The sequence below is a fragment of the Deltaproteobacteria bacterium genome, assembly GCA_017302835.1.
GTDB lineage: Bacteria > Bdellovibrionota > Bdellovibrionia > Bdellovibrionales > Bdellovibrionaceae > UBA2316.
In genome coordinates, this window is record JAFLCC010000005.1 from 128,341 (window position 1) to 155,334 (window position 26,994).

Sequence of the window (26,994 nt, forward strand, 5' to 3'; positions counted from 1 at the left end):
CGAATTAAAGGATAATGGAATTTATTGAAAAATGGACAGTCTCAAAAACTGTCCATTTTTTTAATTAGCGACACTTAGTTTAATCTCCGATTTTAAATCGACTAATTTTTTGTAGTAGCGATGGGTCCGTATGGATTTATCTTCTGGCAAAAGAGTGTTTGGAATAATAGAATCGAGAAGTTTAATTGCCTCTGGTTTTTGATTTAATGTTTTTAAGAGGTCGGCGGTTAAGTGGGCGGCTCTTAATTTGTTATCGCCATAGGAAAATTCCAATGCTTTTTTGGCTTGAGCCAAAGACTCTTCCTTGAGGTTAAGTTCTTTTAGAACTTGGGCGTGATTATAGTAAAAGGTAAATTCATTTGGATAAATTTGAATGAGTCCTTTGTACAGTGAGTTGGCTTGTTGAAAATCACCTGATTTATAAATGGCATAAACGCGATCTAAGTTAAAGCCTTTGTTTGTTTGAATATTTAAGTTTAATTTTTTTATTTTCCTTTCTATTTCTAAGCTAGCTTGTTTGTATAGGTATTGAGCTTCTGTTTTGGCTCCTAGCTTTTCAAAAGAATCAGCTCGCAGAAAAAGGAGATCAGCTTTAGTTAAAAAGCTATTTTTGTCAGTTTTTTGAGATAATAACTTATGAGTGATAGTTAAAGTTTGGCGGTAAGTCCATTTTTTTAAGTCTTCATTCTTGGTTGTTTCAGCAATCGTTTCTAACATATTTAACTTATCATACCAAGTTTCTTCAAAAGGAAAGGCCTCTAAGGAACTTTTAATATAGTCGATGAATTCAGGGCCCGTTTCCATAGAAGAATTTCTATTGAGAGAAGAAAAGCCTACTTTCAATGACAAATAATTAAGCGTATCTTGCTCTTTGACTGTGAGTTTTTTCTTTTGGATGGCATAGGGAACCAGTTTAAAAGCTTCGATGTAGTTTTCTTGATTTAAATACAAATTTAATAAGTTCCAAGCGTTAGTGGGTGTTTTTGATTTCTGAAAATCATTGGTTAAATTTGTGATGCTTTGGTTTTTATTATGAATAACAAAATTCATTTTAGAAAAAAAGTTTTGGGGTTCCAGGTTTCCAGTAATTCTTTGAATTTCTTCAAGTTGAGGGGTTGTAAAAATAATGGTTGGGTAACCTTTTACTTGAAATTTTGATTTTAATTCCCATGACGCAGACAAATCTGCATCCAGCTTTAAAAATACCATTTTTTGTTGGTAGGTTTTAAAAGTGGGATGACTAAAAACGGTTTCGTCTAAAACATTGCAGGGAGGACACCAATTGCCATAAAAGTCTATGAATAGAGGTTTGTTTTCAGTTCTTGCTTTGAGTAATGCTAACTTTGGATCAGTTAAAAACATTAAATTTTTAGGCGAAGAAATAGGGGTAGAATTTAAAATACTTTCTTTAGAACCTTCATCTGATTTTTTTAAATAATTTGGGTCAGAATAATTTTTGATTTCTTCTGTAGTTTTTGTTTCAGCCAGAGGTTCGCAGGAAATAAATTTTTCTTTGGGAACACAGTAGGTATTGGCATTATCACAGAGATAAATCTTTAATTCAATGGAACAAGTATTCTTGTTAAATAATGATACATCTAGATGAATTTTGAGAAGTGATTCGGAGGTTTGGAATTGATCTGGTGACAGAACTTGAACGGAGGAAGGGTCAATACCTTTGCCTTTTCTAATAGCAACTCGATGAGGGGCTTTTTCATTGATATGATGATTTTTTGGAGGAGTCACCGATAATTCATATATAGCTTTTTCTTTTGTTTTTACTATAGAATAGCTAAAATCTAACGAGTTAGTAGACTCCGATATTCCCATCGAACTAAAGAAAAAAAATAGAAGAGACGAAAGTAGATTGATATTTAAAATTAACTTCACGGGTGCTCCTTATGTTCGCTAAAAGGCCTGGCGCCAAATTATGCAAAAAGGAGAGTGGAGGCAAATGATATTTTTCGCCTTTTCGCTTCACGCTTCAAAATGACTGCAGCTATTGAAGACCCCAAAGTCAATAAAAAAATCCTTGAGTACATAGGTTTACCTAAATAATTCGCCACCACTTAATCAGCAAAATACATTTAATAAAATGATAGACATGAGTTTTTTATAATTTTACTAGAACCTTAGAGGCGAATCTTTAGCTTCAACACTCATCTTTTTTGAATAAAGGTTAAGAAAATTATCGACATTTGAGATTATTTTTTCCTCTGGCACTTCCACATAATCCACTTGGAACTCTTCAGTGGCTAATGCTTTTAATTTCGACTCAGAAAATTGATTTACTTCATTTTGAGCTTGCGTCTCATTCTTTTCGAAATTACGAACAATCTAATTCCCTTAAAAGGGTCTGTGCTAAGGTCCAAGGATTTAACTACGAAAGTCTATATTCAATAAATATAATTTAAAAATATCTCTTTGATAGCTTAAACTTAAGCCATGGATTGGGTGTTTAAAATTTTCATTTTGATTCCTGGATTTTTACATATCTACTTTATGTACATGGAAATGTTTCTTTGGGAGAAGCCCAGAACCTTAAAGGCTTTTGGGCTTAGCGCCTCTCTGGCGCAACAAACAAAAAATATGGCTTTTAACCAGGGCCTTTATAACGGGTTTTTAGCTGCTGGTTTGATTTGGTCCTTGTTCATTTCTGATATCCAATGGGCAAACCAAGTTCAGATATTTTTCTTGAGTTGTATCTTTTTAGCTGGAGTTGTCGGAGCCTTAACTGTTTCTAAAAAAATATTTTATCTGCAATCCTTGCCCGCAGCCATTCCTTTGGTTTGGGTTTTAATTAAGTTTCAATTTTAATTTTGAAAAGAATATAGAATAATGATTAAAGAATTTGGAGATATTAATGAGAAAGTTGTTTATCCAGTTACCGATTTTTTCTGTGGGCCTTCTTTTTACAAGTTGTTTAACTCAGCAAAAAGCAGAGTTAAATTCAAGTCGGAATCCAAGTAATTCCAATGCGGCGGCAAGCCTAACGCAACAAAGGGAAATTGAAATTCCTTCAGGATTAAGCAAAGGTGATTGGGCCGATTTTGAGCATCTTTCAGAAGGGGCCGATGTGTACCCCTATGAATGGTTCATGAATTTAAAGTCAGCTGTTTTTCCAGAAGATCAAATTTACGGTGAAAATTTAAAAGGAGTCTATAATCAATTTTTTCATGAACAGTTGGACAAAAAATTTGGAATTTTAAAAACGAACGAGGAATTTTCATTTAAGAAAGTGAATCAGATACCTCGCAGAGTAAAATATTTAATTCCTTATTCCGGTTTAACGGCTTCTTGGAGTAATTTCCCTGTTGATGATTCTTATATGAATCAAACCAAGGATGTTTCAAATTCAGCCGATGCCTTTGCTGCCTATGACAATGAAAATACAAAGCTAGAATTGACTCCAGAAAATAAGATTATTAAAGAATTTAATGGTATTAAATCAATTAGAATGGTCGGAACTAATTGTGCCCTCTGCCACTCTGGTTCGATTAGTTTTGGTGGTAAGCTCTTACCAGTTCAAGGGGCCCCATCGATGGTCAATGTGAGGGGATTTTTTAAGGATATGGCTGGTTCGACAGTCTTGATGCTTACGAAAAAAGAGGTATTGGAAGAGTTTTTAACAAATATTAAAAGCTCGAATCCTTCTGTATTTAAGCATCTTCAACCTAAAAAAGATGCGGCCCAGTTGAGTGATGGCTTTGTTAAAGATTTTGCGAAGGCAACAAACGTTTTTGCGCATTTGGCAAAAGAGGAAGGCGAGTCCTCTGCTTTAGGAAAAACCAGTCATTTAGCAGCAAATGCCTATAATTTAATAATTGATAACGGGATGATATTTAAAAAAGTATCAGCAGGAATCACTCTTTTAAAGGCAAAAAAAGGTGACAATAGCAGGTTGTTTGAAGGAATTGCGGCGATCAAGAGAAGCTTAGTGAAGTTACTTAAACTCACTTACAATCTAACAGACGAAGACATTCAGAATTCTCATTTGGAAAAGAGGATGGAATATTTTGCGAAATTGTCAGTCGGGATCGACCCTTCTACAACAGAAACACCTTCTGGATTTAATCGGACGGATGCTTTTGGGCGTATTGGAAATCTTGTCTTACGGGGATCTAATCCAGTGGATATCACGGCCCCGGTTTCTTTGCCATGGATATGGGGATTAAAGTATATGGCCAACTTGCACTACAATGGAAATTCGAATTCAGTTATTATGAGGAATGTGGGACAGTCTCTCGGTTTAGGGGCGATCATTCTGGATAAAGATTTATCATCGACAGTGAATGTTCATAATTTAAATAAATTAGAACATTTGGTTCATCAAATTAAAGTTCCTGAATGGAAAGAAGTTTTTAAAGATTCTCGGGATTCTGCTGTAAGGATAAATCCTGATCTGCTACCTCGAGGTATCCAAATCTATTCTAGTAAGTGCATGCACTGTCATGAGAGCAATAAATTTGTCGGGCCTTCCCAGGTACTGCGTGAATATCATATGTTCCCTCTAAGTTCTAGAGATGGAAAATGTAGAGATTATAAAAACAATCAAGAATATGATTGCAGCCCCAATACGGATCCATTTGCAGCTCTCAACCCTATTAAACCAATTAGAGATCCCGTGTTAAAACATTTAATTCCCTTTGAAGAAAGCATTTATAATGGAGTGGGAGGCATTAAAGCTAAGTACTATAAAGATCATCAAATAACTCAGGAACAGCAAAAGGAAATGGAGTTCTATAATATCCGAGGCAATGAATTTTTTCGTGATACCTATAACGGTTTTTCAAAGCAGGGTGACTTTAATAATAACTATGGTGATATGAAACCAGGAATGGGTTATAAAGCAAGGCATCTTTCTGGAGTCTGGGCGACAGGTCCCTTTCTGCATAATGGATCAGTACCCACACTTTGGGAATTGCTGAAGCCGTCTGTAAAAAGGCCAAAATATTTTAATGTAAAGTCCATGAACTTTGATCCCAAATTTATCGGAGCTCCAGAAAAAGATTGGAACCGAAATAATAATAAATGCGATTTAAAAAATAAAATAGATAAAGAAATCTGTTTTGATACAGGACTTTCAGGGAATTCGAATGGGGGACACGAATGGGGTACAGATCTTTCAGATTCTGACAAACTCGCACTTATTGAGTTCTTAAAGTATTTGCCACCAGAACCAGAATACTCTTGGTGGAAGTATAAGTAGCAGGTTAAAGTGAACTAGGAATTTAAGTTTTTTTGAGTTTTAGAACTTAAGAAGCTCGATGTAAGTACTAAGGTCTGAGAAAAAATATTAGAATTGTACCTACTTGATACATATTAATTGTAATACTTGAATGCAGCTGAAAAATATGAAACCATGAAAATATGAAAACAACAAACTTAATTTTATAAAGGAATGAAAGGGAACTACAAAATGAAAAAATCAAACTTAAATCAAAAAGGTTTCTCGCTAGTGGAGCTGATGGTTGTTGTAGCCATTATAGGAATCTTAGCTACAATCGGTATTCCTCAATACCAAAAATTTATGGCAAAAGCTCGTCAATCGGAAGCTAAGACTCACTTAAATGCTATATATCAAGGGGAAGCGTCCTTTTTCACAGAGTTTAATGGATATTCAACAAACTTGGGAGCAATTGGGGCTGATGCTTCGGGAACCAATTTAAGATATAATGCGGGTTTTGATAATGATATGCCTGGTTGCACAAACCCTGTAGCCAATTCGGTTGATGGGGTGGCTGCAACTAATGATATGGTTTCAGTAGCAAATCCCCCTGGGTCTCCTGCGACCTATTTTTGGGCATTTGGAGAGCCAACTTCGGCAGTTAGTGGAACAGCTTGCAATAGTGCTGCTGGTGCTCAAGTATTTACAGCTGCAGCCTGGGGGAATCCTACAAATAATGCGGCAGCCCCCAACAATGCTGATAACAACGGTGATATTTTTACTATTAATCAAGCTAGAAACATGAATCATCGTGCAGTTGGAATGTAAGTCTAAACTTACATTTGCTAATTTTTACTTTACTTCTTAAAACAGGCAAGCATTTGACTATGCCTGTTTAAGTTTTTTACAAATTTATCAATAGATCATTCCATGCTATTCCCATGGAGCATTTCTTTCAGGCTCAAAATATGGTGAAAAAATTGAGCCTGTTTTAGTGCCTGATCTGCCCCAAAGGGCGCTATCAAAAAGGTTTCAATGGTGTCCGATTTTTTAAATGGCATGAGCTCAAGTTTTCGTTTTATTTCTGGAATAATAGACGTATTAATGGGGTTTTCGGAAAATTTTATCTCGCATACGGTATATGTGTACATAAAATCTCTATTCCGCAATTAGAGTTTAATCAACTTTGTTTGCGGGATAGAGGTCTAGATTCTTATTTCAAACTCCAGATGGTTCTGAGGCGCGTGAGTTCGGAGCCGTTTTCTTTGTGAAATATTTGATGAAAAAAAACGATTTCGTTTTTTTCGGAGTGAGGACTAGCTTCGATTTTTGAAATGATTTGATTGCCATGGAGAACTTCCGCCTTAAAGTTAATTTCTATCGACGTCAGATGGTGGGTTTTCCATGTTATTGTTGGTACCGCTTCCAAGGCCCATTGGGCATAGACCACATGGTTGACATGCCCGTTAACGTCTAAATCCCTAAGCATCACAGGCAGAACAAGTTCCCTAGTAAGATTCGAAACTTTTGGTAAAGGTGCAAAGTCATCAGCAATAGCACGCATAGGAGTAAAAAGATTTTCTGAAAAATGAGTGGATGCTGAGTCTTGAGTAGGGGTAGCTGTATTTTCTAGTGATTCGGTCCTTTTCAAAGGAATGGGCTTCTTGGTTTTTGTATCAATCATGGCGACGGAAATGGTGGCTTTAGCAATTATCTGATGGTCATTGGTAGAAGCTTCAAACTCCCTAAGGATAAAGAGATTTTGCAAGGTGGAAGGCCAGGTTTTGATGATGATTTCTTTGCCAATGGGAGGCCGATTATAGATTTTTAGATGATATCTTGAAATGACCCAGGATTTTCCTTCAGTGAAGAGATCAAATACGGATAAACCCCACTCAAAAGCATGCATCCCCGAGGCATCTTGCATGTAGTTCATGAGGGAAGAGGGTTTGGCATAACCAAAAGGATCAGCATCATAGGTGGTTACCTTGTAGGAGCCTGTATAAATTTTATTTTTTTTGATTTCCGTTTTCATTTCGTCCTACTTTAGTCAGTCTGGTTTTTAAAATTTTTTAAAAATATTGTTTTTAATTCATTGAGTATTTTTTCTTCAGAAAGAGGTAGGTTTGTTTGCTCTTCTAAACTAGTCATGATGGACCTATTAAAACCACAGGGATTCATTCCTCTATAGGCATGGATATCTTTATAAATGTTAATGGCGGCCCCATGATAAGTAACCCATTTCTTAACTGCGATTCCCAATGAGGCTATTTTTTGGTTGTTGATCCAAACGCCTGTTTGTTCTTTTTCTTCTAACAAATCATGCTGCAAGGACTTCCCCACGGCAGAGAGGTGATACAGCGCTAAAAATTCAATAATTGAGTTTTCTAGGACGCGTAAAAAAGCGACCACATCTTGGGTTGGTATGGCTGTTCTTTTGGTTTTTAAACTGAGCAGGGGATAGATAACTAATTGGCTAGGGCCATGGTAGGTGGCTCGGCCCCCACGGCTTACTTCGATGGTTTCCCCGTCCCAGGCAAAGACATCCCCAGGTTTGGTCGAGCGGCCTAAGGTAACGATTTCTGGATGCTTGCAGAATATAATGAAACTTGTATCAGGATTTTGACTTATAGATTCAACCCTTTCGAGTTGTTTAGTTAAGCTTTCTTGATAGTCTATAGTTCCCCAGTTTTCAAATTGGATATGTGAAGATTTATTCATCAATTTGGGTAAAAAAGTATCCTCGATCATAAGTATTTGTAGTCAAAATTTCAGTATTTGTAAATATATGAAAATAATACTGTGCAAATGAAAGACAATATATAATCATTGCTAATTCGGGTAGTTTCGTAAGATGGCAAAAAAGCAATTTGAATGGCTCATGATTATGAGTCAACTCCTAGCGCAGTTATCAGACAGAATGACGAGTCTGGGATTGATTTGGTTTATTACCACTCAGTACGGAGAAGGGTGGTTAACCTGGTATCTGGTCGTTGGAGGACTCCCTCATTTACTTTTAGCCGGTTTTTCAGGGCGTTGGATCCAAAAAATAGGAGCTTTAAGGACCATTGTCCTTTCTGATTTTTGGAGGGCTATTTTATTTGGAGTGAGTGCCTATTTTTTTTCAGAAACTCCATCTACAACTAGTTTGTATCTGATTATTTCTATTATTTTCACGGCAAATATCTTTTCAGCATTTTTTAATCCAGCCATTTTGACCTTGCCGATAGAACTAGAGGAAGAAGATCAGATTCAAAGGTTAACGGCAAGGTTGACAACAATTACTTCTTTGACGACCATGATAGGTCCTATTTTTGGACTCATTTGTTTTAATCGATTTGGAATCAAAGGTTTATTTTTCACTTCATTTTTATCTTATTTGATTTCAGGTGGCTGTGCTTTTCGGTTAACAAAGTTTTTTAAATCCAATGAAAAAGAAAAAAACAAGATTTCTTCGAAAACTATCTCTTTAAAGCCTGTCTCCTTGATGGCGAGCTTAAGAAAAAACAAACTGATTGCGACCATGCTTTGGGTATTTTTATTTATGAATTTATTTTTAAGCCCTCTTCAGGTTTTGTTACCTGTGATGGCTAAAAATATTTTTAATAATTCTTTTAACTCATTGGCTTATATGGAAGTTGTTTTTGGAACGGGAATTGTACTTGGCGGTATCCTACTGAGTCTTTTTACCATAAAGAAAAAAGAGTTACTATGGGTCTGGGGCTTGTTACTATTCTTTTCTTCGAGTTATGTGCTTTTCAATTTTCAAGATAAATTAATATTGAATTTATTTTTTTTGCTGATGATGGGTGTCAGCTTAGGTCTGGTGAATGTATTGATTATTCATTTATTTCAGGAGAGACCTTTGCCAGAGGATGTTCCTAATGTCATGAGCTTAACCAATTTGATCAGCACGGCCAGTGTGCCATTTTCCTTAACCATGTTGGCTTTTCTTCAAACCTATATACGTGTTGAAAAGTTGGGAATCTTAAGTTCCGTGGGTCTTATGGTGATGGTCTTGCTTGCTTACTTTCCATTTCAAAAATGGGGAAAGGATGTTTTTAAATGAAAAAAGGCGATTCAATCATGAAAAAAGGCGATTCAATACTTCTCAGTGAGGACTTGCGAATGAGATCAGCGGAAGTAGGAGACATTCAAAATTTACTCACGCTGTATTTTACCATTTATGGTGGAAATTACCCTTTAACTTTGGGCACAGATCGTAAGGTGATGAAGGAAATTTTGTTAAACGATAACAACCTGTGGTTGGTTATTTTTGATGAAAAAAATCATCTCCTATGTGGATCTGCTGTATTTGAAGTGGATCCTCAGTACCGAATTGCTAGGGCCGAAGGCATTGTCGTCCATCCAGATTATCAAAATAAAGGCCTGGCCTCAAAGATGATTAACTATGGATCTGATTTATTACTTGAACATCAAAAATTAGTAAACTCCATTTATGCGACGACAAGAACTTTGAGTGTGGGACCGCAGTTGGCATTTATTAAAAATAATTATATTCCATTAGGAATTTTTCCAAATGCTCATCGCTTATCTAATTACGAGACTCTCACCTTGATGGCAAAACATAATCCCGAAGTTTTAAAAAAAAGAATTCCGGTTGAAGAAGCTCCTGAGTTACTGGGACCTATTTTTTCTGCGGTCGATAAATTTATTCCCTCAATGCATAAAGCACCGAAACTTTTAAAAATGGTTCGTCCTAAACCTTCAGGAGAGTATTTGGAATTCGAAATTATCCACGCTCCAGAATATGTAAAAAGAAAGTTTAGCTCTCAATTCACAGATCCCTTTGATCAATTTTTTCCCTTTCACACACCTAATTTGTTATTAAGTGCCAAAAATGGCGAAGTAGATATATATGGATACTTAAGTGAATCCGATGGCTATTGTGCCTTAATCACAGCGACAGAACCCTTTTACACCATGGCGGGAAGGCTTCGCCCCTTAATGCAGCAGTTGCATGATTTTGGTGTTTCTTATATTGAAATTTTAATGGCCATGGACAGCATTTTATCCCTAGAGACATTGCTGGATTTAAATTTTCTACCTTCTGCCATTTATCCTGCGATGCTGGAGTACAAGGATCAATTTATGGATTTAGTGTTACTTTCTAGATCCATGGAACCATTGAATTTTCGAGGGATACAAATTGAAAAATCTTTTAAACCCTATATCGACCAGTACATTCAATTATGGAAAAAAATGCATTTAGAAGTTTTGGGGGTTTTCAGTGAAAAATAGTTTAACAGAAAAGAACTCAGCAAAAAAGCCAGACCTTTTTCCACCAGATAGGGAACAATTAAAGAAAGTGTTTCAAATCTGCACTCAAGAAAATCCATATCAAGATAACCAGAATGAGGGTTTAGAATTTGTTTTAGCAATGAAAGAAGTTTTTTCTTGGCATTATGATCGTTCGTCTTTTTTTAAAGAATTTTTACAACAAAATAATTTTGACATCAAAGCATGGGATGGCTCCTTGGAAAAAATTCCTTTTATTCCAGCTGATTTTTTTAAATTTCATGAAGTGAAGTCGATTGAAGAAGATGAGGTTTTTTTACACCTGACTTCTTCTGGTACCACAGGACAAAAATCTCAGATCTTCTTTGATAAATGGAGTTTGGAATCGGCACAACAAATGGTGAAATTTATCTTTCAATACTACGGGTGGGTAACTGAAGAAAAGGCAAACTACTTGCTTTACAGCTATCAAACCGAAGCAGATTCAAAGTTAGGAACGGCCTATACCGATAACTTTTTGACTCAATTTGCACCTGTCAATTCTATAGAATACGCTTTGAAATGGAATGGCAAGAACGGTCATGATTTTGATTTATATGGCTGTATCAGGGCCTTGCAAAAATTTGCTTATGAAGGTTTGCCCGTTAGGATATTGGGATTTCCGTCCTTTTTTTATTTTACGATTCAAAGAATGAGGGACTTGCAAATGAAACCCCTTAAGCTTTCTCCGCAGTCCTTGGTATTTTTGGGTGGTGGATGGAAAGGCTTTGCAGATAAGGCCATTGATAAAACTGAGTTCTATAAAATGGTAGAAGATCAACTCGGTATTCCCAATGAAAGATTAAGAGATGGCTTTGGCAGTGTCGAACACTGCATTCCCTATATAGAATGTAAGAATCATCATTTCCATGTGCCGATCTATTCGAGAGTCTTAATTAGGGATTTGTATCATTTAAAAAATGTTGGTTACAACCAAGAAGGATTTCTGCAATTTATTTCTCCTTATATCACTTCGGTTCCTGCTAATTCTGTTTTGATGGGAGATTTAGCAATTCTTCATAAAGGATCGGACTGTGATTGTGGGTTAAATACGGATTGGTTCGAGATATTGGGTCGAGCCGGGTTGACCAAAAATAAAAGTTGCGCCATCGCGGCTGCAGAACTATTAAGAGGTTTTATATGAATCAACTAAAACAACTGAAACAATTGAATCCACATTGGTGGCAAGGAGAATGGATTGATAATGAAGACTTATTTCAGAATAAATTAACAACACTGAATAAATCAGTTTATGAAGGTCTAAATTCTGATTTTGACATTGAAACGTTTTATCATTGCTGTGATCGCTTTTCTAAAGATTTATTGCAAAATCATTTGATGAGAGAAAAACTGTTGAATATTTTGGTGTCCTCAGGAGAGTCTTCAGAAACCGAAGCCCTCGGTGTTTTGTCTGGAATCAGCGACTTTTTAAAAGAAAGTGAATTAAGGATTAAAATGTCCCGCGAGGTAGGCCGGGATGATCCCTTTTTGTCCACACGAGTTCCCCAGGAAAATGATGTTTTTGAATCCTATAGCCCATTAGGGTTTTTGGTTCAGATTTTACCTTCCAATGATTCCGCTCTTCCTGTGCTGAGTGCTTTTGAAGGATTACTCACTGGAAATGTTAATTTATTAAAATTGAGCCAACATTCCAGTCAGTTTACTTCCACCTTGTTTGATTTCTTTTTCGCTAACGAATTAGCAGTCATTTTTAAAAAGAGATTGATCATCCTTAAAATTTCTTCCCAAGAAAAAGAGAGAATGCAGAAAATATTTAGCGAGGCTGACGGGGTTGTGGCTTGGGGAGGTGAAGAAGCCATTGCTGAAATCAAATCACTTTGTTCCTCTAAAGTGAGATTTATAGAGTGGGGTCATCGGATTTCTTTTTCTTATATTAGCAGTCAATCTAAATTGAATCCTTCATTTATTCCGGATTTGGTAAAAGATATTTTAATCTACAGCCAACAAGCTTGCTCAAGCCCTCAGTGTGTCTATGTGGAAAATGCGAGTTTTGTTGAGCTTCAGGAAATAGGTTTGAAAATAAGCGAAGAAATGGGCCAAGTTGCCGGCAATTATAGATTGTTAATCCCTTCTGCCATGGAATCTGCCGAAATTCAGAAAACGTCTTTGGTCGTCGAGACCGAACAAGCATTAAAATCTGAATGGGCCAAGGTGATCAGAGATGAAAAAGATCGATGGAGAGTGTTGGTGGACATGCGGCCAGCACTTAGAGCCTCACCTTTATTTCGAACGGTTTGGCTGAAACCCATTTCAAGATCTCAATTATGGGAAGTGTTTCGACCTTTGCGATCCTACTTGCAAACCGTTGGGCTAAAATGTGAACTGAGTGAACTCAAAGAGCTTTCTCAAGGACTTTATCAGGCGGGAGTGAATCGGATTAGGCCCCTGGGAGATATGCATGGAAGCTATATGGGGGAGCCCCATGATGGTTATGCGGCCCTCTTGAGGTACATGAAAAAAACAAGTCTGAAGAGTGATTTGGTTCAGTTAAAAACCTATGGGACATTAAGTGATTTAGAGCGAAATGAAATTAAGTTTTCCTATCTTCCTGAAAGACTCATGACAAAGATGGATTTTCAACAACAGAAAATTCCATCTGGAACTGAATTATTTTTTAAAAGTGGAGGAAGTAGTGGTGAACCTAAAATTTCTTATTTTACTTATCACGATTACCACAGACAAATGGATTTGGCAGCTAAAGGGCTTTTAGCTGCAGGTTTAGTTCCACTAAAAGATAAATGTATCAATTTGTTTTTTGGTGGAGGTCTATATGGAGGTTTTTTAAGTTTTTATACAATTTTAGAAAAGCTTCAAGCGGTTCAATTTCCTATGTCGGCCCATATGGATTTTAAGTTTGTTGGGGAAGTAATTGTTAAAAATAAAATTAATGTTTTGCTGGGAATGCCATCCTATTTGATGTTGCTTTTTGAGGCCAATAAAGAATTATTTAAAACCAATCAAGTAATAGAAAAAATATATTTCGGTGGAGAGCATTTATCCGAGCTTCAGAAGAAACATTGGCAGGAAGAATTTGGTGTGAAAACGTTCTTATCGGCAAGTTATGGAAGTGTGGATATGGGTCCCTTGGGCTACCAGTGTGCTTCTTCAGGTCCACGCATTCATCATTTACATCAAAGCCTTCATTTTTTAGAAATTTATAAATTGGATAAAGAGGAGCCTGTTGAAAAAGGAGAAGTGGGAAGGCTCGTATTTTCCACCTTGGGCAGAGAAGGTCAAACGCTCCTACGTTATGATATCGGGGATGTTGGAAAATGGATTGACGAGGAATGTCCTTGTGGAAGAAAATCGCCTCGTTTTGAACTTTTAGGTAGGTCCGGTGATATTTTTAGAGCCTCGAGCTGTTTTTATAGTTTTAGCAAGTTCCAACAAATTTTGGCGGATCATTTAAACTATGATCAGGAATTCCAGATCCTTATTGATAATCAATGTGGTTTAGATAGATTGACTTGTAAAATAAATAAAAAAAGTCAGCTAGAGCAAGATCAAGTACTTTCCATGCTTATTAGAAACTATAAAGATTTACAAGAGACAGTTCAGGAAGAAAAAACAATGCTTCTCGATTTTTCGTTTGTAGACTCAGCTGATTTTTTAAAATCATCAGCCAGTGGAAAATTACTGCATGTGATTGATCAGCGGGTAAGGTGAGGAGCCTATGAAAGTTTTTAGTTTGACCGAATTAATTGAATTAGCTCGAAACAAATCGCCTTTTTATAAAGAGCTTTATAAGGGTATTTCGAATAATACACCCATCGAAGATCTGCCCTTAATTGAAAGTCATGATTTTTGGCACCATAACACCATAGAGAATAATCAAATTCTGACCGAAGAACAAACTGATGGGATTGTTTTTAAAAGCGGTGGAACTTCAGGAAATCCCAAGTTTTCTTTTTTTTCTATCGATGAATGGGAATTATTCACGCAAGCTTTTGGCGAGGGCATGAGAAAAGGTGGATTGACCAAAGGAGATAAAATCGCCCATTTGTTTTATGCCGGTGATTTGTATGCGTCCTTTTTATTTATTACCAAATCTATAGAGAAGTCTTTATCTTCTGTGGTTCATTTCCCTCTGAGCGGAGGGGCTGATTTTGATCACATTGTAACAACAATAAATGCCTTTAAGCTTAATGTGTGGGCAGGAGTTCCGACGACGATGGTCAAACTGGCTGAGCACGCTGAAAAAAATAATTTACATCCTCCCAAGAAAATTCTATTCGGTGGAGAAAGCATGTATGCCGATCAAAAAGAATTTATTTTAAGTGTATTTCCTGAAGTGCAAATTCAGTCTATAGGATATGCAAGTGTAGATGGAGGCTTATTAGGATATGCAGATAGGACCTGCGCGCCTCAAGAACACCGTGTGTTTTCTGATTTTACAGTGATGGAGATTATCGACGAGGAAACGTTGAAACCAATTAATGAAATTGAAAAACCAGGAAAACTTTATCTAACAAATCTCACAAGGTCTTTAATGCCAATCATCAGGTACCCTGTTGGGGATAGGGCCATGTGGCTAGAGTCCCCAACAGATTATCGAAAATTTAAAATTCTTGGACGTTCTGAAGAAGGGGCCAGGATCGGTCCTGCTACCGTTTACTATGAAGATATTTCGGCCTTACTGTCCCATTCTCATAGTGGATTTAATGTGAAAGGCTTTCAGTTAATCACCAAACATTTTCAGAATAAAGATCAATTGGTCATCAAAGTAGCAACAACAAGTAGAGACACGGCAGAGATGGAGCACTTAAAATCAAGAATTGAAGCGGAACGTTCTTTTTTAAAAGAGTTGGCACATGAAAAACAGATTCATCCTCTCAAAATTGAATTTGTAGATATAACCGAATTAGAAACTAACCCCCGAACAGGAAAACTAAAACGCTTGATCGACGAAAGAAAAACTTAAGTTTCTATACTTTTTCTTCAGTAACAAAATCAATTTGATGACCTTTGTTTATAAGTTCTTTCACGGCGCATTCTTTGATTGCAGACAAAACAATCGACTTTTCCTCTTGATTCCATCCTTGGGGAAAACTCACTTCAGTCATCCATTTGGCTGGTAGAGAAGGGTTCTCAGGTTTCACTACGGATTTACAATTAATTTTCATACCTATTGTTGATTTTCCTATTTTTCGACTGGCCTTCAGCGCATAGACACCTGCACAGCCTGAAAGAGCTGCGTAGGTGGCCTCCAGGGGGTTAGCCAAAGTGCCATCAACAGAATAAGTATATTGAAATTTTCTTGATTGAACTTGAATTTGATTTGAATCGTTCATCTCTATTGAAAACATAAATTTCTCCTAATCTTAATGAGAATCTAAGCTCTTTTTCTTCCTAGTAAAACAAGTTCTAATTTTACCGCACAATGGCAATGTTTGTTGGCAGCGATTGATTTTCTCCATCAAACTTAGGTTTTAGGACTTGTTTCAATTTAAGACGAGTTCTCTTAACAATGTATCAAAAAGGACTAGGAAGACCAATCAATTAGTCTCAGCTTTTGATACCTTCGAAAATTTTCTTTAATTTGAAGTAATTGATGATAGCATAGATCGAAGGGCGAATGGGTGAGCTATTTCTTAAGGGGGGGATATGGGTTTAAAGCGGTTGGCTTTTTTTTCTGTGATCATTTTCTGTTTAACTTTTTCTGCTCAAAATTGTGGAAAGGTGTCAATAGACGAATTGGCTTCTACTGCCCCGTCAGTTTTAGAGTTAAATGCTGAGCCAAAAAATGATGATGCTCCAATACCCTATCCAGCGCCTGTTCCTGGACGCCCAACTCTTCCTTCAAACACGAAGGTGATCGAGTTCGATATAAATAAATACCCTAATGGATTTTCTTTTTCCTTGGGTAATCAGGAAGAATTGACGGTTATTAAAGATATTAAACTAAATGAAATAGGAGATCTGAGTGTAAAAACAAGTTTCAATAATGATCTCTCTTTCGATCCAAGTTCTTTGATTTTTTTGTATAAACCTAAAATGGGATATTTAGGTTACGATCAAAAGGAAATTATTCTAACAACAATTGATGAAACGAAAATTAGATTTAGTTTAATTTTCATGGTTCGATCGTTAGTTCTTATCAATGAGACCAATGCCTTGGTATATGGAGACGATAGCGAAGATCAAACAGCTCTTCAAAAAAAACTTAATAATGAAAAACCTGTTGGAAGTGGGGATATCTTTTATAAATGGGAAAGGGTAGCAGCAAATCAATTATTTACTCCAACATCCTTAACGAGTGCGCTTTTTGTTGAAAAGACAGGGAGGGATGCTTTTTGTTTTGCTGAAAATGTTGTTGTCAATGAAACAACCGGAAAGTACGATACTATTTTTCTCCCTGGAGTTACTACTTCTCCTTGTGCTCTTGTCAAAGATGCGCAGGGGAATAATGTGATCTCTACCACAAAAACTGATCCAGGTGGTCATTGCGTTTGTACAGCGAATGCAACCTTTCAAGCTCAATCTTGGAATCTTTTGACCAATCCAGCAAGAATATTAAGCTTGGTAAATTCAAATCGACTAACTGGCTTTATAAGTCCCCTAATTTTTGATAATTACACACATTCCGCAGTACTTCAATCAACCAATCGAGACGATGATCTTGTTGCCATGATCATTGCGCAAAAAAGAATAGTGGAGGATTCAGGCATTAGCAAAAACTATACCTTAGCCGCCATCAGAGCTCAAGGTGGGATTAGCTTTCCTGGAAGGGTTTCGACGGATCCACCGATAAACTGGGCACTTGTCTATTTTGAGGATGGAAGTCCAATAAACTTAATAGCCTCCAAAGAGATTGGAATTTCCTATAAAAATCCAAGCACTGGCTCCATAAGCTTGGCTAAAAAAAATGATGGGTGGAGTGGAAAATCCTCAATGGTAAAAATAGTTAGAAATAAAAATTTAATACAGGCATGGGTCAGCGATTGGGCTTTGAGTGGGGAACCTTTTCCTACAGATGTAATTGGAGATTCTCTATTGTCTGTAGATTTAAGCAGTTTACCTATATTAGAAAAGTTTATTGGACCTCAGAAATTTGGATATGGTTCCCTTAGTCAAATGTGGTCAAGTTTTAATAATGTTCAATTCGATTCCGGAGTATCTGATAAATATGTTTATGATTTGAAAAAAAATGAATTGTACGAATTACAAAATGATGGAAAGTACCTTCGTAGGCAGGATATTAATCCCTACATTTTGTTAGGTTCGCCGCGAATTGTTGGAAATCCAGAAACATTCAAAAGGTATAGGCTAAAGGAAGATCAGTCATTTGTATTATGCAGAGATGAATCTTGTTTGAACTAATAATGGGAGCTAAACTAGAGGAATTTTATTCTAATTTAAAAGTCATAGGCAATACCCATTCCATTTCGATTCAGGAACAAGTCGATATTGTTTTTTGAAGAAGTAATGGAGTTAGTTTGAAAGTAAATTCTTGTTCGCCCCTTTAAGAAGGAAGGATTTATTGTGAATTTCATAATTTTCTCAGTAAAAGTTCCATCTGAAGAGGTATTTGAGTATTGTAAGTCTAAAGAGTAAATCGTTTTTTGAAAAGTGTATTGAGCTTGTCCACCAATGAAGGGAGCCGCATAACTGGAACTAACGCCAATACCTGCTAAACTCAAGGTGTGAAATAAGTATCCTAATTCTGAAGATAACTGAAAGTTATTTCTTTTCCATCGATACCCACTTGCGATTTCGTAGGAGCTGATTGTGGCTTCCCGTTCATTTAATTTTTTTTGATTAGTTAACGGAAGATAACCATTAAAGACGAAATAAATATTGGATTCCCCAAGAGAGAGTTCTGCATGTAGAGGTAGTCTGAATTCTGAAAATGAACTTTTATCTGAAGTTGATTTTGAAGCAGATCCTGAATTGTAATCAAGGCCAACCCTGAATTTCAAGAGTTGATTTTCAGAGGGAACGGCGGTTTGATTCTGTTTGAAACTTAACTTAACCGTATTTCTTTGATCCAATTGTCCCCAGGATAAAGCCCAGTGTTCTTGAGCTGTTACGTCTGAACCTGAAAAAAGTTTCCACCGATCACCTTTTCCTTCAGAGATGCGAATAGATGATCCCAGCCAGTTAGCGTCTGTGGTTGATGAAAAAATTACGGAGACGACCTCATTGTTCTTTAGTGTACATGATAAAGATCCTGGGTAACTAGTTGTTTTGGGACCGGACAATTTGTATTTCACTTTTAATTTTTCGCAGCTTTCGTCCACTATAAAAGTTGGTGGTTGCCCAATCATTTTAAAATTGAACAAGGATGTTTGATCATTTGTTTTAAAAAGAATTTGTCCCGTGCTTTGAGATAACAAAAGCAGAGATTTGTCTAAATTATCTTTTGGAAATTCAACAAGTTTCGTTGAATCACCTTCTTCACTATAGTTGGCTTGCTGAAAAGCGATGGGTGCTTTCGTTTGAATAAAGATTGCTCTTTTTCCATTTTCATTAGCAATGCTAAGGGTTCCTGTTGTTGTCGTTAGAGTCCCTTGACTGGATTGCCATTGAATCGTGTAAGTTTGGGTGGCTGCGATACTAGTAGTTAGTTTAAAAAAGAAAAAAACAAAAATTACCTGGATTTTTTTCATTGCAAGACCTGAATCTTTCCCTTTTCATCAATTGTAAAAGGAACTAATTTGGGAATGCCTACACCTTTTATCTGAAACTCTTCACTTTTGTAAATATCAGATTGGGAAAATATCGTCAGTTTTACTTTTGCTGGATTAATGTTCCCATTTTTGTTAAATAAAACAATTCGAGCAATATATTTTCCTGGCTTGTAGTTTTCAGCTTTCCACATTTCAATTCCTGGACCAAAGCGACTATCAATTTCAAAATTTCCAGGAAGTCCATTAATTTTTCTTCTCTTGAAATTAAAGACCTTATTTTTGTCAAAATAAATTTCCAAATCTAAATCATGTTTTTCGGTATCCCATGTGACCAATGTGGAAACGTAGTTTTGCTGAGTGATTTGTTTTGACATGAGTTCTGCATTCTGGTTTTTTGCCTGTTCTAATTCATTTTTTACCCGTTCTAGCTCTGCTTTCACTTGTTCTAATTCATTATTAAATTTTTCATTAAGTTTTGTCGTTGAAACTTCAGCGGCACTGGTAATTTCTCTTTCTTTCTTTTTTTGTTCAGAACTCAGGGCTGAAATTTTTTCTTTTAGAGTTTCAATTTTTTCTTGTTGTTCTTGAAGTGCCTTTTTTTGATCAGCTATTTGTACATCGGACTTATTTTTTTCTTCTGCTATTTTTTCAATTTGAGTTTTTAATTCTACTTTTTCGGACTCTAGCTTTTCCAACGTTATTTTTTCAGTTGTATTTTCAGGAGGTGATACGACGTCATTCTTCTTAAGAGAGGAACGAGGGTCTTGATAAGAAAAAAATTTATTTGAAATCTGTCTCATGGTTTCATCTGCATCCTTTGTTTTATCAGATTTCAAAACATAAAGAAGTACAAATAGTCCAAAAAGTAGGGTCATCATATCAGCATAACTGACCAGCCATCCCATTTCTGTTCCCGAATGGCTTCCGCCTGAATGATCCTCCTCAGTTAACTTTTGATGTTTGGCGACAAATTCTTCTGATGTGGTTTCTATTAGTATGGTATCATCTGATGTGGCTTGTTTTTCCTTTTTCATAGTTGGCCTAGGAAGCATTTTTTGTTTGGCCATTTGACGAGCTCAATATTCTCGATACTTCATAATGATCCATCATGGACAATTTATTGCGGCAGTTAGTGATGACCTTTTTGTGTGAGTATCCTTTTTTCATTTGGATACAGGTCTCAATGATAATATCTCGGAGGAACAAGTCATCTTCTGCGGCTTTAGTGGAATTGTCTGCGAGCGGAAGAAAGACGAAATTGTTAAGTCCTACTCCCCATAGAGTGGCCGTCAAAGCCACCGCCATGGAGGCGCCAATACTTTCAATTCCCACTTTTCCAAGCCCTGACATCATGCCAATCATTCCAGATGCCGCACCCAGAAGACCTAAATGGGGAGGGTATTTAGCAATATTGTTCAGAATTTTTGCGTCTTCTAGATATAGCCTTTTGACCGAATTACGCCGATCAACAAGTATCTCTTGCAAGGTGGTCGCATCATATTCTGGATTTTCAAGGAGATTCATGGCATCTTTTAAAAAAGGAAAGAGATCACCTGTTGGCGAAAACCTTGGAACCAACTCATAATAAGCATCTATCATTGCAAATATATCGTGAATCACGGAGCTTTCATTTTTTTTTGTTTTAAAAAGAAAACCAAAAACAATATAGTTATATACTTGATTTAGTCTTTTAGCTGAATAGGTTAAATAAGCAATTCCAATGGTTCCCCCTAAAACTAATATAAGTGCATGGGAGTTGAGTAAGATAGCTGGATTTCCAGCCGAATGAACCACTCCGAAATATATTACCAATCCGCAAATTAAAATGCCAGTCCAGGTGCTCTTCATAAAAAACATTTCGGAAATGATTTTAAAAACTGAAGTCTAGATTTCTAAGTAGAGTCGTATAGATTTTCAAAAATGAAAACGTTGCTTAATTCGGTTAATGTAATTAAGGATACCTGAAAACCGATTGCCTTTAACATTGTTGTTGCCAGGAGTTGGACCTGTATTTTTATTAGGAACAGATCGTGGAGGTAATTGCGAATAAAGATACTCTTCGACTTCTGACTGGGCGATTTGTTCCGGAGTGGGGTTCATAGGAATTGGACGTGACGGTAAAGCACTAATTCCCAGGAATTCAGCGATCTCATGATCACTGGAGTCGCGGAACCAATCCATGAGATCTTGAAAATATCCTTTATACCAATCGCTAGTACGGTTCGCGTTTAATCCCAAATTTACGGGATCATAAGCGCCCAAGGTGGGAGTGAATTTATCGCTGTCTGTAATGTAAAGTCGTAATTCACCATCTTTATTTTTGTTTTTGAAATGTTCTCCCCAGCTGCGGGCATCAAGAACTCTATAGCTGCTGGGGACATTGTCGATAGCCACCCAGCTGTTGTCAGGGAGCCTTACTAAATGCCCAATGTGGAATTGCCAAATAATTTTTCCTGTTCCCATCGGCCCGACGGCCCAGATTTTTTTGATAGAGTCACGATCTAGTCCTAGCCTCATCAGCATCAGATCCACATAGCAACCACGACCAAAACAGTAGCCTATCTCAGAACCCTTCTGTTGATATTGATCGGCCGAGCGTTCAGAAACGACAGGATGCCTATCGATGGATCGAAGAACCAGATCAGCAAGATCTTTACTAGGTAAAAAATCAAATCGCTTATCTGTTTTATCGTTAGGACGATAAGCTTCTAGAGTCTTGAAAGTCTGCTCATTTAGTTCATCCGTGATTTCCCTGGTCGTCCATCCTCGAATTCCATATTTTGCTATCAAGGCATCAATCGCCGCATTTGGCACTAGATTCTGTATCCCGCCATATTTAATACCAGTAGCCACCTGTCTTACTTCCTGGTTACGATACTTAAGCAAATCTACATTAATTAAAGAGGAAAAATAGTCCTTAGTTTGTTGCAATAAAATGCGTTCATGTTCCGTATAATGCAAAATGCAACGCTGAACTTGAGCCAAGGCTACCGAGCTCAGCGTCGACATAAGCGATATTGTAATTAAAAATGAATTCACCTTTGTCATATAAATTCTCTATATTCTCTTTTTTTTGAAATAAAGGCGTAGTCTACTTTTTTAAATATTTCCACTGTCGAGAATGAGTCGAATTTTTATTACAGGGGAAAAATAGCTAAAGCGAGCATGATAAAGTCATTTTACTGCCATAAACAGGTCTTTTACAAAACCGCTGGCAACAGCCCATAAATATGGTTCATTATTTCTATTTGCATTAAGAGTGTACCTTACCATTCCTTCTTCATATACTTTAGATATGTTGTTTCTGTTATCAGAACTATAGGCTCCAATGTGAGTTAATATTTGAGATAGAAGGTTTTCGTGTTGTTTTTTAGCTGAAAACTCAAGTGTAAAAGGTGATTGCTCATTTTCTCGATAAAACTTTATGCTGAACCAGTCATCAGAACCTTTTCTTTTTTCAATGGCTAAACTCATACCATTTTCCCCACGAATAACTTTCACAGTACTTGTGAATCCTGTGGTATGAGCATAATCCTCAAGGGTATTTACGAAGTCTGTAACAGTTTTGTTCGTAATAGCGCTTGCATTAAGACCTGAGAAAAATAATGCGTAACAAATAGTTTTTTTAATGAAATTCATAAAAAGATCTCCTTATTTAAAGTTTAAAAAGGGTTTTATCCCTAGCAATCTTTAAAAAAATATAAAATTTAATTCTCATATTTTATATTTTTTGATTACTAAGTAATCCTTCAAGAACTTGAACTATACAATAGTTCAATAGGAGTTTCATCTGTTTTGATTTAGACAGTTAAGCAATAAATGTCACCGCCTGCGAAAAGTTTCCCTTCAGAGCACTTCGAAACGATTTTGTTAATTTCTAGGGATCATAAAGTAAAACTTGAAGTTCTAATAGTGTTGCCATTTTGTGCGGTAAAAAAGACATAATTTGAGATTCAGATTCAACGTATTAGATTTTGAGAAGTAATTTTTTTTTATTTTTTCAAAGGACTAAATTCTAGAGATTACATTCCGTTGTTTGGTGATTTTATGTAGTATTTTACTTTTACATTTAGATCAAGTCGGTCATGATAACAATCGACATCAGGATTGTTGTCACCGGTGATAACCATCTCTAGTTCTTGGTTGTTGGTGGCTCTGGAAGCCGCAATACGAATAAGAATTTCAGGATGAAATTGCAATTGTATTGTTCCTTTTTGTTCCGTTATTGGCCATTGGCAACGGGATAAGTTTTCTTCAAAGCCAAGACAAAAATCATTCGCTTCATTTCTAAAAGGGGAGTTGCGAATTTTTAGCCAATCGTAGGTGAAAAAATCAAGATTTTTTTCTATTGAAAGTAGGTTTATATTTTCATGAGGAAGAAATTTCTTAATTTCAGATTTATGATTTGAAGCGAGAACCTTCCCATTGAAGTTCAAAAAGAAGATGTCATCATATCTGAAGCTTTTTTCAGGCCCACTCACCTCAAGATCGCAAATAACAACATTTGGAGGTAGGGTTAATTTCTTTAACTGTGTGTATCGTGCTCTTAAGTAACCATCTCGAATACTTAGATTTCCAGAGTAAATATCTTTATCATCAGGTGCGAACTCACAAACGATATTTCTGCCTGATTCAATTTTAGTATTTTCAAAAACCAGATCCATATTATTTTCTAGAAGGGCTGCATTTTTTGATAAAAGTTCACAATTTTTTATAGTTTCCATAATAGGAGCAGGAGTAGGAGTTGGAGCGGGAGGAGGGGAGGGTCGCACTGTACCCGCGGTTTCACCGGTGTCATCAGAGGCTATGTTATTGGGACTTTCTGGCGATGGGTCTCCTGCCGGAGCCTCTGAATCTGCATTTTTAAGACTAATGCTTCCTGGTTGAGTGCAGTTTTGAAATGAGAACACAAGACAGGAAATTATCAAAATGGAACGAATCATATAGTTGCCCCCATTTATAATTTCCTTCATCATTCATTCCAAGCCAGAGCTCATAAAAATCACTAGAGCTCTAGATATTGACTTGTTAGTATACAAACTACGTAGGACTTTAGGTTTATCTTATAGAAAAACAAAGGGAATTAAGAAATTAAGACAAAAAAGTACATGTGATCAAATAATTACCATTCAGGGCTAAATACTTGTCTGTGAGATATGAAATCTGTGAGATATTAAATCTGGAAAATGTGAAGTTAATCAAAGACAAAGATGGGGATTATTAAAAAGAACTAATCCCCATCTGAACTTAAAAAAATGTTAATTATTTTATGACAGTTACTTGCTTAGCGCAGGGACCCTTTTTGCCTTGTCCAACTTCAAACTGGACTTTGGCGCCGTCTTTTGGCTGTTCTCCATTGATTTCAGACATATGAAAAAACAAATCAGCTCCATTATCTGGAGTGATAAATCCAAAACCCTTCTCTACATTAAAAAACTTTACAGTACCCTTTTGCACGAAATCTCCTATTTTAAAAAATTACAGTTAAATCTGTGAGCATATTGTAACACAATTTTAATCAGATGGAAGATCTTTAAATAACATTGGGCTCCACTTATTCCGGTGAGTTAATATTTGAAGCAAAACTATGAATAAGAAGAACTTGGACATTGTCCTTTGGCTCTCGGTCCCTATTGACGATTTCATCGATTTGATTGTGAAAACTGACAATAAGATCTGATATTTTTTGAGCTGCGCTTGCAGACATGGCTGTCACTCTGACAGAAGAACGGGAAGGATTGCGAACCCGCTGGGGATCCATAGTGATTGGTTTGTCGGGATACCTTGTGGCGGCAAGGCAAGTCGCCCATTTAGTTAAACCTCGTATTTTCGGATGTCTTAAACTCGAAAAACCAAAATCAAACACAGAAGGAATATATTTCCTTCCATCAAAATAGATCAGATCGAACTTGAGCATCACATTTAAGGCTTGTTTAAGCTCAGATACAGAGCATGCAGCATGTTCAGCAAGAAGCTTTTCATCATGAAACTCGAGCTTTTGATAGCTCTCTATCTGAAGAGCTGCATTGACAAAAACGACAAGAGGTGTTTCCAGGACAGCCTCCATGTTTTGTAAAAACAGATGATAGCTTTCTTTGATACAAGAAATCTGATGACAATCAACAATCTGGGATAGCCATCCAAATAAAACGGGGGATTTAATTCCCATGACACTCAGAACTTGGGAAAAAGAAGGGTGATGCGTTCCTGACAACCATTTTCTTGCGAGAGTTCTCATTGGGGGTTCCTGGCTAGAACTCAAATTTAACTTGGTGACTAAAGTTTTTAATGTGGTTCTTTCATCGAAAATAAGATCTTGATGCCCAAAGAAATAACAGAAAAAAGTTTCTAGGGGGATTTCCAAAGCCTGGCACAATTCCATAAATTCTTTCCATTTGATAAGAGTCGCTCCACTTTCCCACTTTCCCACTTGATTAAATGAAAAATTGAGTTTTTCACTTAGCTTTCTTTGACTCATTTTTCCGCGGACTTGTTTTATAACCTCCCAGCTTAGTTGTTCATAATTTAATCGAAGGTTTTTTTGCAGTCTACCGGTGACATTATGATGGAACAAGTAATCTCGTTTTGTTTCTATCTCCATGAGTGCGTCTCCATTTTACCAAAATTCCATGCCAAAACTAAATCATCTATTTTAATTTGTCACCACTTGGAATATTTTTTGTTTCTATTTCATAGTCTTTCAGATTCAAAGATAGCGACAGGACTATGAAGATAAGTCCAAGCTTATTATCCTGAACTCTATGGAATTAAATTCACAAAGCATAGTACAAAAGTGGTTAACAATAGCTCGCTGGGCTGCTTCTGGAGGGAATGCACAACCTTGGATAGCACATTATAGCGAAGAGGCCGATCACCTAATACTTTATCTTTCAATTGATCCATGTTATCGCCAACACCCATCGTTGATGGACATCATGGGGCTGGCGTCTGTCATGTCATTGGGGTGCCTTACTCTGAACCTTACCCAAATGGCCCATGGAGATGGTTACGTTTGTGATTCAATGGAAATCCAGAAACAAAACTCAAATTGGGATAGCACTGTGATCTTGCAGTTTCGTCGAAATAGAAACACCTACAGCCCCTATACCGAGGAAGATATCCTTTTAAGAAAAACCGATCGACAAAAGTACAAGCAAACACCCATTTCGATAGAGCTTGAACAAGCAATTGCTGGGATCACCAAAAAATATAAAAGCACCCATTTATTTACATTCAAAGAAGAGAAAAACCAATTAGCAACTGATCTCTTTAATCTAGAAAATATTAGGTGGCAACACTCTCGTCTTTTTAATAGCATGCTTTCAGAAATATCTTTTTCACAAAGCCAATCCAGTGGTTCAGATAAAATTCCTGAATATCAACTTGGGATCTCACCTGCTGATCAAGCAATTCTAAAACTTCTGAAACAATTTCCAGTCCTCCAATTTCTTTTAAAACTTGGCTTTCATCGACACCCAGTTAAAAAAATAATTCAGGACAGTGTGACTTGTTGTGAACGAATTTGTTTCTTACAAGGAAACGACCTGTCCGTTGAAGAGTGCTTCCAACTTGGACAGTGCTTCCAGGAAATTTGGTTAGAAACAAATAAAAATGGAGTTTCCTTTCAGCCTATTGGAAACCCATTAATTGCTCTTGGTTATTGGAATGATCCCTCTGCTTTTTCCTTCAAAAAAAAACAACAAAAAACCTTGATTCACATTACTGAGAACTTTTCAACCAGTTATCACATTGATCTTAAAAAACCAACTTTAGGGTTTAGGATTGGCTGGCCCGAAGCTCCCTCTAGAAACGGAGTTCGCAAAGAACTGATCGCGAAAAAAATTTCACTCAATAGTCAATCCGTAAAACTAGGGTAAC

General features: G+C 36.6%; 23 protein-coding genes. 10 read left to right on the forward strand and 13 right to left on the reverse strand.

The features are described 5' to 3' along the window. Positions 1-60: 60 nt before the first annotated feature. The gene (locus J0M15_07200) at positions 61-1,890 is read right to left on the reverse strand and encodes a thioredoxin family protein (GenBank protein MBN8536823.1); all 1,830 of its coding nucleotides are present in this window, start codon (positions 1,888-1,890) and stop codon (positions 61-63) included. A gap of 555 nt (positions 1,891-2,445) precedes the next feature. Here J0M15_07200 and J0M15_07205 point away from each other — a divergent pair. The 3 genes from J0M15_07205 to J0M15_07215 all read left to right on the forward strand — a co-directional run bounded on the left by J0M15_07205 (position 2,446) and on the right by J0M15_07215 (position 5,995). Continuing rightward, on the forward strand, positions 2,446-2,817 hold the full coding sequence (locus J0M15_07205; GenBank protein MBN8536824.1) for a DUF1304 domain-containing protein: 372 nt from the start codon (positions 2,446-2,448) through the stop codon (positions 2,815-2,817). Positions 2,818-2,863: 46 nt separating this feature from the next. Further along, a complete protein-coding gene (locus J0M15_07210) occupies positions 2,864-5,209 on the forward strand; it encodes a hypothetical protein (GenBank protein ID MBN8536825.1) in 2,346 nt (781 codons plus the stop codon). Between the two features lie 210 nt (positions 5,210-5,419). Further along, the gene (locus tag J0M15_07215) at positions 5,420-5,995 is read left to right on the forward strand and encodes a prepilin-type N-terminal cleavage/methylation domain-containing protein (GenBank protein MBN8536826.1); all 576 of its coding nucleotides are present in this window, start codon (positions 5,420-5,422) and stop codon (positions 5,993-5,995) included. A gap of 95 nt (positions 5,996-6,090) precedes the next feature. On the opposite strand, the gene J0M15_07220 is transcribed toward J0M15_07215, so the two are convergent. From J0M15_07220 to lipB, 3 genes are all read right to left on the reverse strand, one after another. After that, the gene (locus J0M15_07220; protein ID MBN8536827.1) at positions 6,091-6,318 is read right to left on the reverse strand and encodes a hypothetical protein; all 228 of its coding nucleotides are present in this window, start codon (positions 6,316-6,318) and stop codon (positions 6,091-6,093) included. 62 nt (positions 6,319-6,380) lie between these two features. Then, on the reverse strand, positions 6,381-7,202 hold the full coding sequence (locus J0M15_07225) for a hypothetical protein (protein ID MBN8536828.1): 822 nt from the start codon (positions 7,200-7,202) through the stop codon (positions 6,381-6,383). 11 nt (positions 7,203-7,213) lie between these two features. Then, on the reverse strand, positions 7,214-7,891 hold the full coding sequence (lipB, locus tag J0M15_07230; protein ID MBN8536829.1) for a lipoyl(octanoyl) transferase LipB: 678 nt from the start codon (positions 7,889-7,891) through the stop codon (positions 7,214-7,216). Between the two features lie 130 nt (positions 7,892-8,021). Between lipB and J0M15_07235 the strand changes: the two genes are divergently transcribed. The 5 genes from J0M15_07235 to J0M15_07255 are packed head-to-tail and all read left to right on the forward strand — an operon-like array spanning position 8,022 to position 15,407. Beyond that, positions 8,022-9,236 (forward strand): MFS transporter, encoded by a 1,215-nt coding sequence (locus J0M15_07235; GenBank protein MBN8536830.1) that lies wholly within the window; start codon positions 8,022-8,024, stop codon positions 9,234-9,236. Further along, complete coding sequence (locus tag J0M15_07240) at positions 9,233-10,429, forward strand: GNAT family N-acetyltransferase (protein ID MBN8536831.1); 1,197 nt, start codon at positions 9,233-9,235, stop codon at positions 10,427-10,429. The genes J0M15_07235 and J0M15_07240 overlap by 4 nt, the downstream gene beginning before the upstream one ends. Next, the gene (locus J0M15_07245) at positions 10,419-11,609 is read left to right on the forward strand and encodes an acyl-protein synthase (protein MBN8536832.1); all 1,191 of its coding nucleotides are present in this window, start codon (positions 10,419-10,421) and stop codon (positions 11,607-11,609) included. The genes J0M15_07240 and J0M15_07245 overlap by 11 nt, the downstream gene beginning before the upstream one ends. Continuing rightward, positions 11,606-14,152: a hypothetical protein gene (locus J0M15_07250; protein ID MBN8536833.1), complete on the forward strand. Its 2,547-nt coding sequence runs from the start codon at positions 11,606-11,608 to the stop codon at positions 14,150-14,152. Before J0M15_07245 ends, J0M15_07250 begins: the two co-directional genes overlap by 4 nt. A gap of 7 nt (positions 14,153-14,159) precedes the next feature. Then, a complete protein-coding gene (locus tag J0M15_07255) occupies positions 14,160-15,407 on the forward strand; it encodes a phenylacetate--CoA ligase family protein (GenBank protein ID MBN8536834.1) in 1,248 nt (415 codons plus the stop codon). A 4-nt stretch (positions 15,408-15,411) separates the two neighbouring features. Here J0M15_07255 and J0M15_07260 read toward each other — a convergent pair whose 3' ends face one another. Beyond that, positions 15,412-15,792, reverse strand: coding sequence for a hypothetical protein (locus J0M15_07260; GenBank protein ID MBN8536835.1), 381 nt, complete (start codon positions 15,790-15,792; stop codon positions 15,412-15,414). Positions 15,793-16,090: 298 nt separating this feature from the next. On the opposite strand from J0M15_07260, the gene J0M15_07265 reads away from it, so the two are divergent. Next, entirely contained in the window at positions 16,091-17,806 is a 1,716-nt protein-coding gene (locus J0M15_07265; GenBank protein MBN8536836.1) for a hypothetical protein, read from the forward strand. A gap of 35 nt (positions 17,807-17,841) precedes the next feature. On the opposite strand, the gene J0M15_07270 is transcribed toward J0M15_07265, so the two are convergent. The 8 genes from J0M15_07270 to J0M15_07305 all read right to left on the reverse strand — a co-directional run bounded on the left by J0M15_07270 (position 17,842) and on the right by J0M15_07305 (position 25,717). Continuing rightward, a complete protein-coding gene (locus J0M15_07270) occupies positions 17,842-19,095 on the reverse strand; it encodes a hypothetical protein (protein ID MBN8536837.1) in 1,254 nt (417 codons plus the stop codon). Then, entirely contained in the window at positions 19,092-20,183 is a 1,092-nt protein-coding gene (locus J0M15_07275) for a hypothetical protein (protein ID MBN8536838.1), read from the reverse strand. Before J0M15_07275 ends, J0M15_07270 begins: the two co-directional genes overlap by 4 nt. Further along, on the reverse strand, positions 20,158-20,964 hold the full coding sequence (locus J0M15_07280) for a MotA/TolQ/ExbB proton channel family protein (protein ID MBN8536839.1): 807 nt from the start codon (positions 20,962-20,964) through the stop codon (positions 20,158-20,160). Before J0M15_07280 ends, J0M15_07275 begins: the two co-directional genes overlap by 26 nt. Before the next feature lie 66 nt (positions 20,965-21,030). Next, the gene (locus tag J0M15_07285) at positions 21,031-22,164 is read right to left on the reverse strand and encodes a hypothetical protein (protein MBN8536840.1); all 1,134 of its coding nucleotides are present in this window, start codon (positions 22,162-22,164) and stop codon (positions 21,031-21,033) included. A 126-nt stretch (positions 22,165-22,290) separates the two neighbouring features. Beyond that, positions 22,291-22,755, reverse strand: coding sequence for a hypothetical protein (locus J0M15_07290; GenBank protein MBN8536841.1), 465 nt, complete (start codon positions 22,753-22,755; stop codon positions 22,291-22,293). 383 nt (positions 22,756-23,138) lie between these two features. Next, positions 23,139-24,089 (reverse strand): hypothetical protein, encoded by a 951-nt coding sequence (locus J0M15_07295; GenBank protein MBN8536842.1) that lies wholly within the window; start codon positions 24,087-24,089, stop codon positions 23,139-23,141. A 289-nt stretch (positions 24,090-24,378) separates the two neighbouring features. Further along, complete coding sequence (locus J0M15_07300; GenBank protein MBN8536843.1) at positions 24,379-24,573, reverse strand: cold shock domain-containing protein; 195 nt, start codon at positions 24,571-24,573, stop codon at positions 24,379-24,381. A gap of 97 nt (positions 24,574-24,670) precedes the next feature. Further along, complete coding sequence (locus tag J0M15_07305; GenBank protein ID MBN8536844.1) at positions 24,671-25,717, reverse strand: helix-turn-helix transcriptional regulator; 1,047 nt, start codon at positions 25,715-25,717, stop codon at positions 24,671-24,673. A gap of 160 nt (positions 25,718-25,877) precedes the next feature. Between J0M15_07305 and J0M15_07310 the strand changes: the two genes are divergently transcribed. Continuing rightward, positions 25,878-26,993 (forward strand): hypothetical protein, encoded by a 1,116-nt coding sequence (locus J0M15_07310; protein MBN8536845.1) that lies wholly within the window; start codon positions 25,878-25,880, stop codon positions 26,991-26,993. Position 26,994 lies beyond the last annotated feature (1 nt).

Bases quoted from the DNA above. Each gene is read 5' to 3' on its own strand.
- J0M15_07205 (MBN8536824.1), top strand. From the start codon at position 2,446: ATGGATTGGGTGTTTAAAATTTTCATTTTGATTCCTGGATTTTTACAT.
- J0M15_07210 (MBN8536825.1), top strand. From the start codon at position 2,864: ATGAGAAAGTTGTTTATCCAGTTACCGATTTTTTCTGTGGGCCTTCTT.
- J0M15_07215 (MBN8536826.1), top strand. From the start codon at position 5,420: ATGAAAAAATCAAACTTAAATCAAAAAGGTTTCTCGCTAGTGGAGCTG.
- J0M15_07220 (MBN8536827.1), bottom strand. From the start codon at position 6,318: ATGTACACATATACCGTATGCGAGATAAAATTTTCCGAAAACCCCATT.
- J0M15_07225 (MBN8536828.1), bottom strand. From the start codon at position 7,202: ATGAAAACGGAAATCAAAAAAAATAAAATTTATACAGGCTCCTACAAG.
- J0M15_07235 (MBN8536830.1), top strand. From the start codon at position 8,022: ATGGCAAAAAAGCAATTTGAATGGCTCATGATTATGAGTCAACTCCTA.
- J0M15_07240 (MBN8536831.1), top strand. From the start codon at position 9,233: ATGAAAAAAGGCGATTCAATCATGAAAAAAGGCGATTCAATACTTCTC.
- J0M15_07250 (MBN8536833.1), top strand. From the start codon at position 11,606: ATGAATCAACTAAAACAACTGAAACAATTGAATCCACATTGGTGGCAA.
- J0M15_07255 (MBN8536834.1), top strand. From the start codon at position 14,160: ATGAAAGTTTTTAGTTTGACCGAATTAATTGAATTAGCTCGAAACAAA.
- J0M15_07260 (MBN8536835.1), bottom strand. From the start codon at position 15,792: ATGTTTTCAATAGAGATGAACGATTCAAATCAAATTCAAGTTCAATCA.
- J0M15_07265 (MBN8536836.1), top strand. From the start codon at position 16,091: ATGGGTTTAAAGCGGTTGGCTTTTTTTTCTGTGATCATTTTCTGTTTA.
- J0M15_07270 (MBN8536837.1), bottom strand. From the start codon at position 19,095: ATGAAAAAAATCCAGGTAATTTTTGTTTTTTTCTTTTTTAAACTAACT.
- J0M15_07275 (MBN8536838.1), bottom strand. From the start codon at position 20,183: ATGGCCAAACAAAAAATGCTTCCTAGGCCAACTATGAAAAAGGAAAAA.
- J0M15_07280 (MBN8536839.1), bottom strand. From the start codon at position 20,964: ATGAAGAGCACCTGGACTGGCATTTTAATTTGCGGATTGGTAATATAT.
- J0M15_07285 (MBN8536840.1), bottom strand. From the start codon at position 22,164: ATGACAAAGGTGAATTCATTTTTAATTACAATATCGCTTATGTCGACG.
- J0M15_07290 (MBN8536841.1), bottom strand. From the start codon at position 22,755: ATGAATTTCATTAAAAAAACTATTTGTTACGCATTATTTTTCTCAGGT.
- J0M15_07295 (MBN8536842.1), bottom strand. From the start codon at position 24,089: ATGAAGGAAATTATAAATGGGGGCAACTATATGATTCGTTCCATTTTG.
- J0M15_07305 (MBN8536844.1), bottom strand. From the start codon at position 25,717: ATGGAGATAGAAACAAAACGAGATTACTTGTTCCATCATAATGTCACC.
- J0M15_07310 (MBN8536845.1), top strand. From the start codon at position 25,878: ATGGAATTAAATTCACAAAGCATAGTACAAAAGTGGTTAACAATAGCT.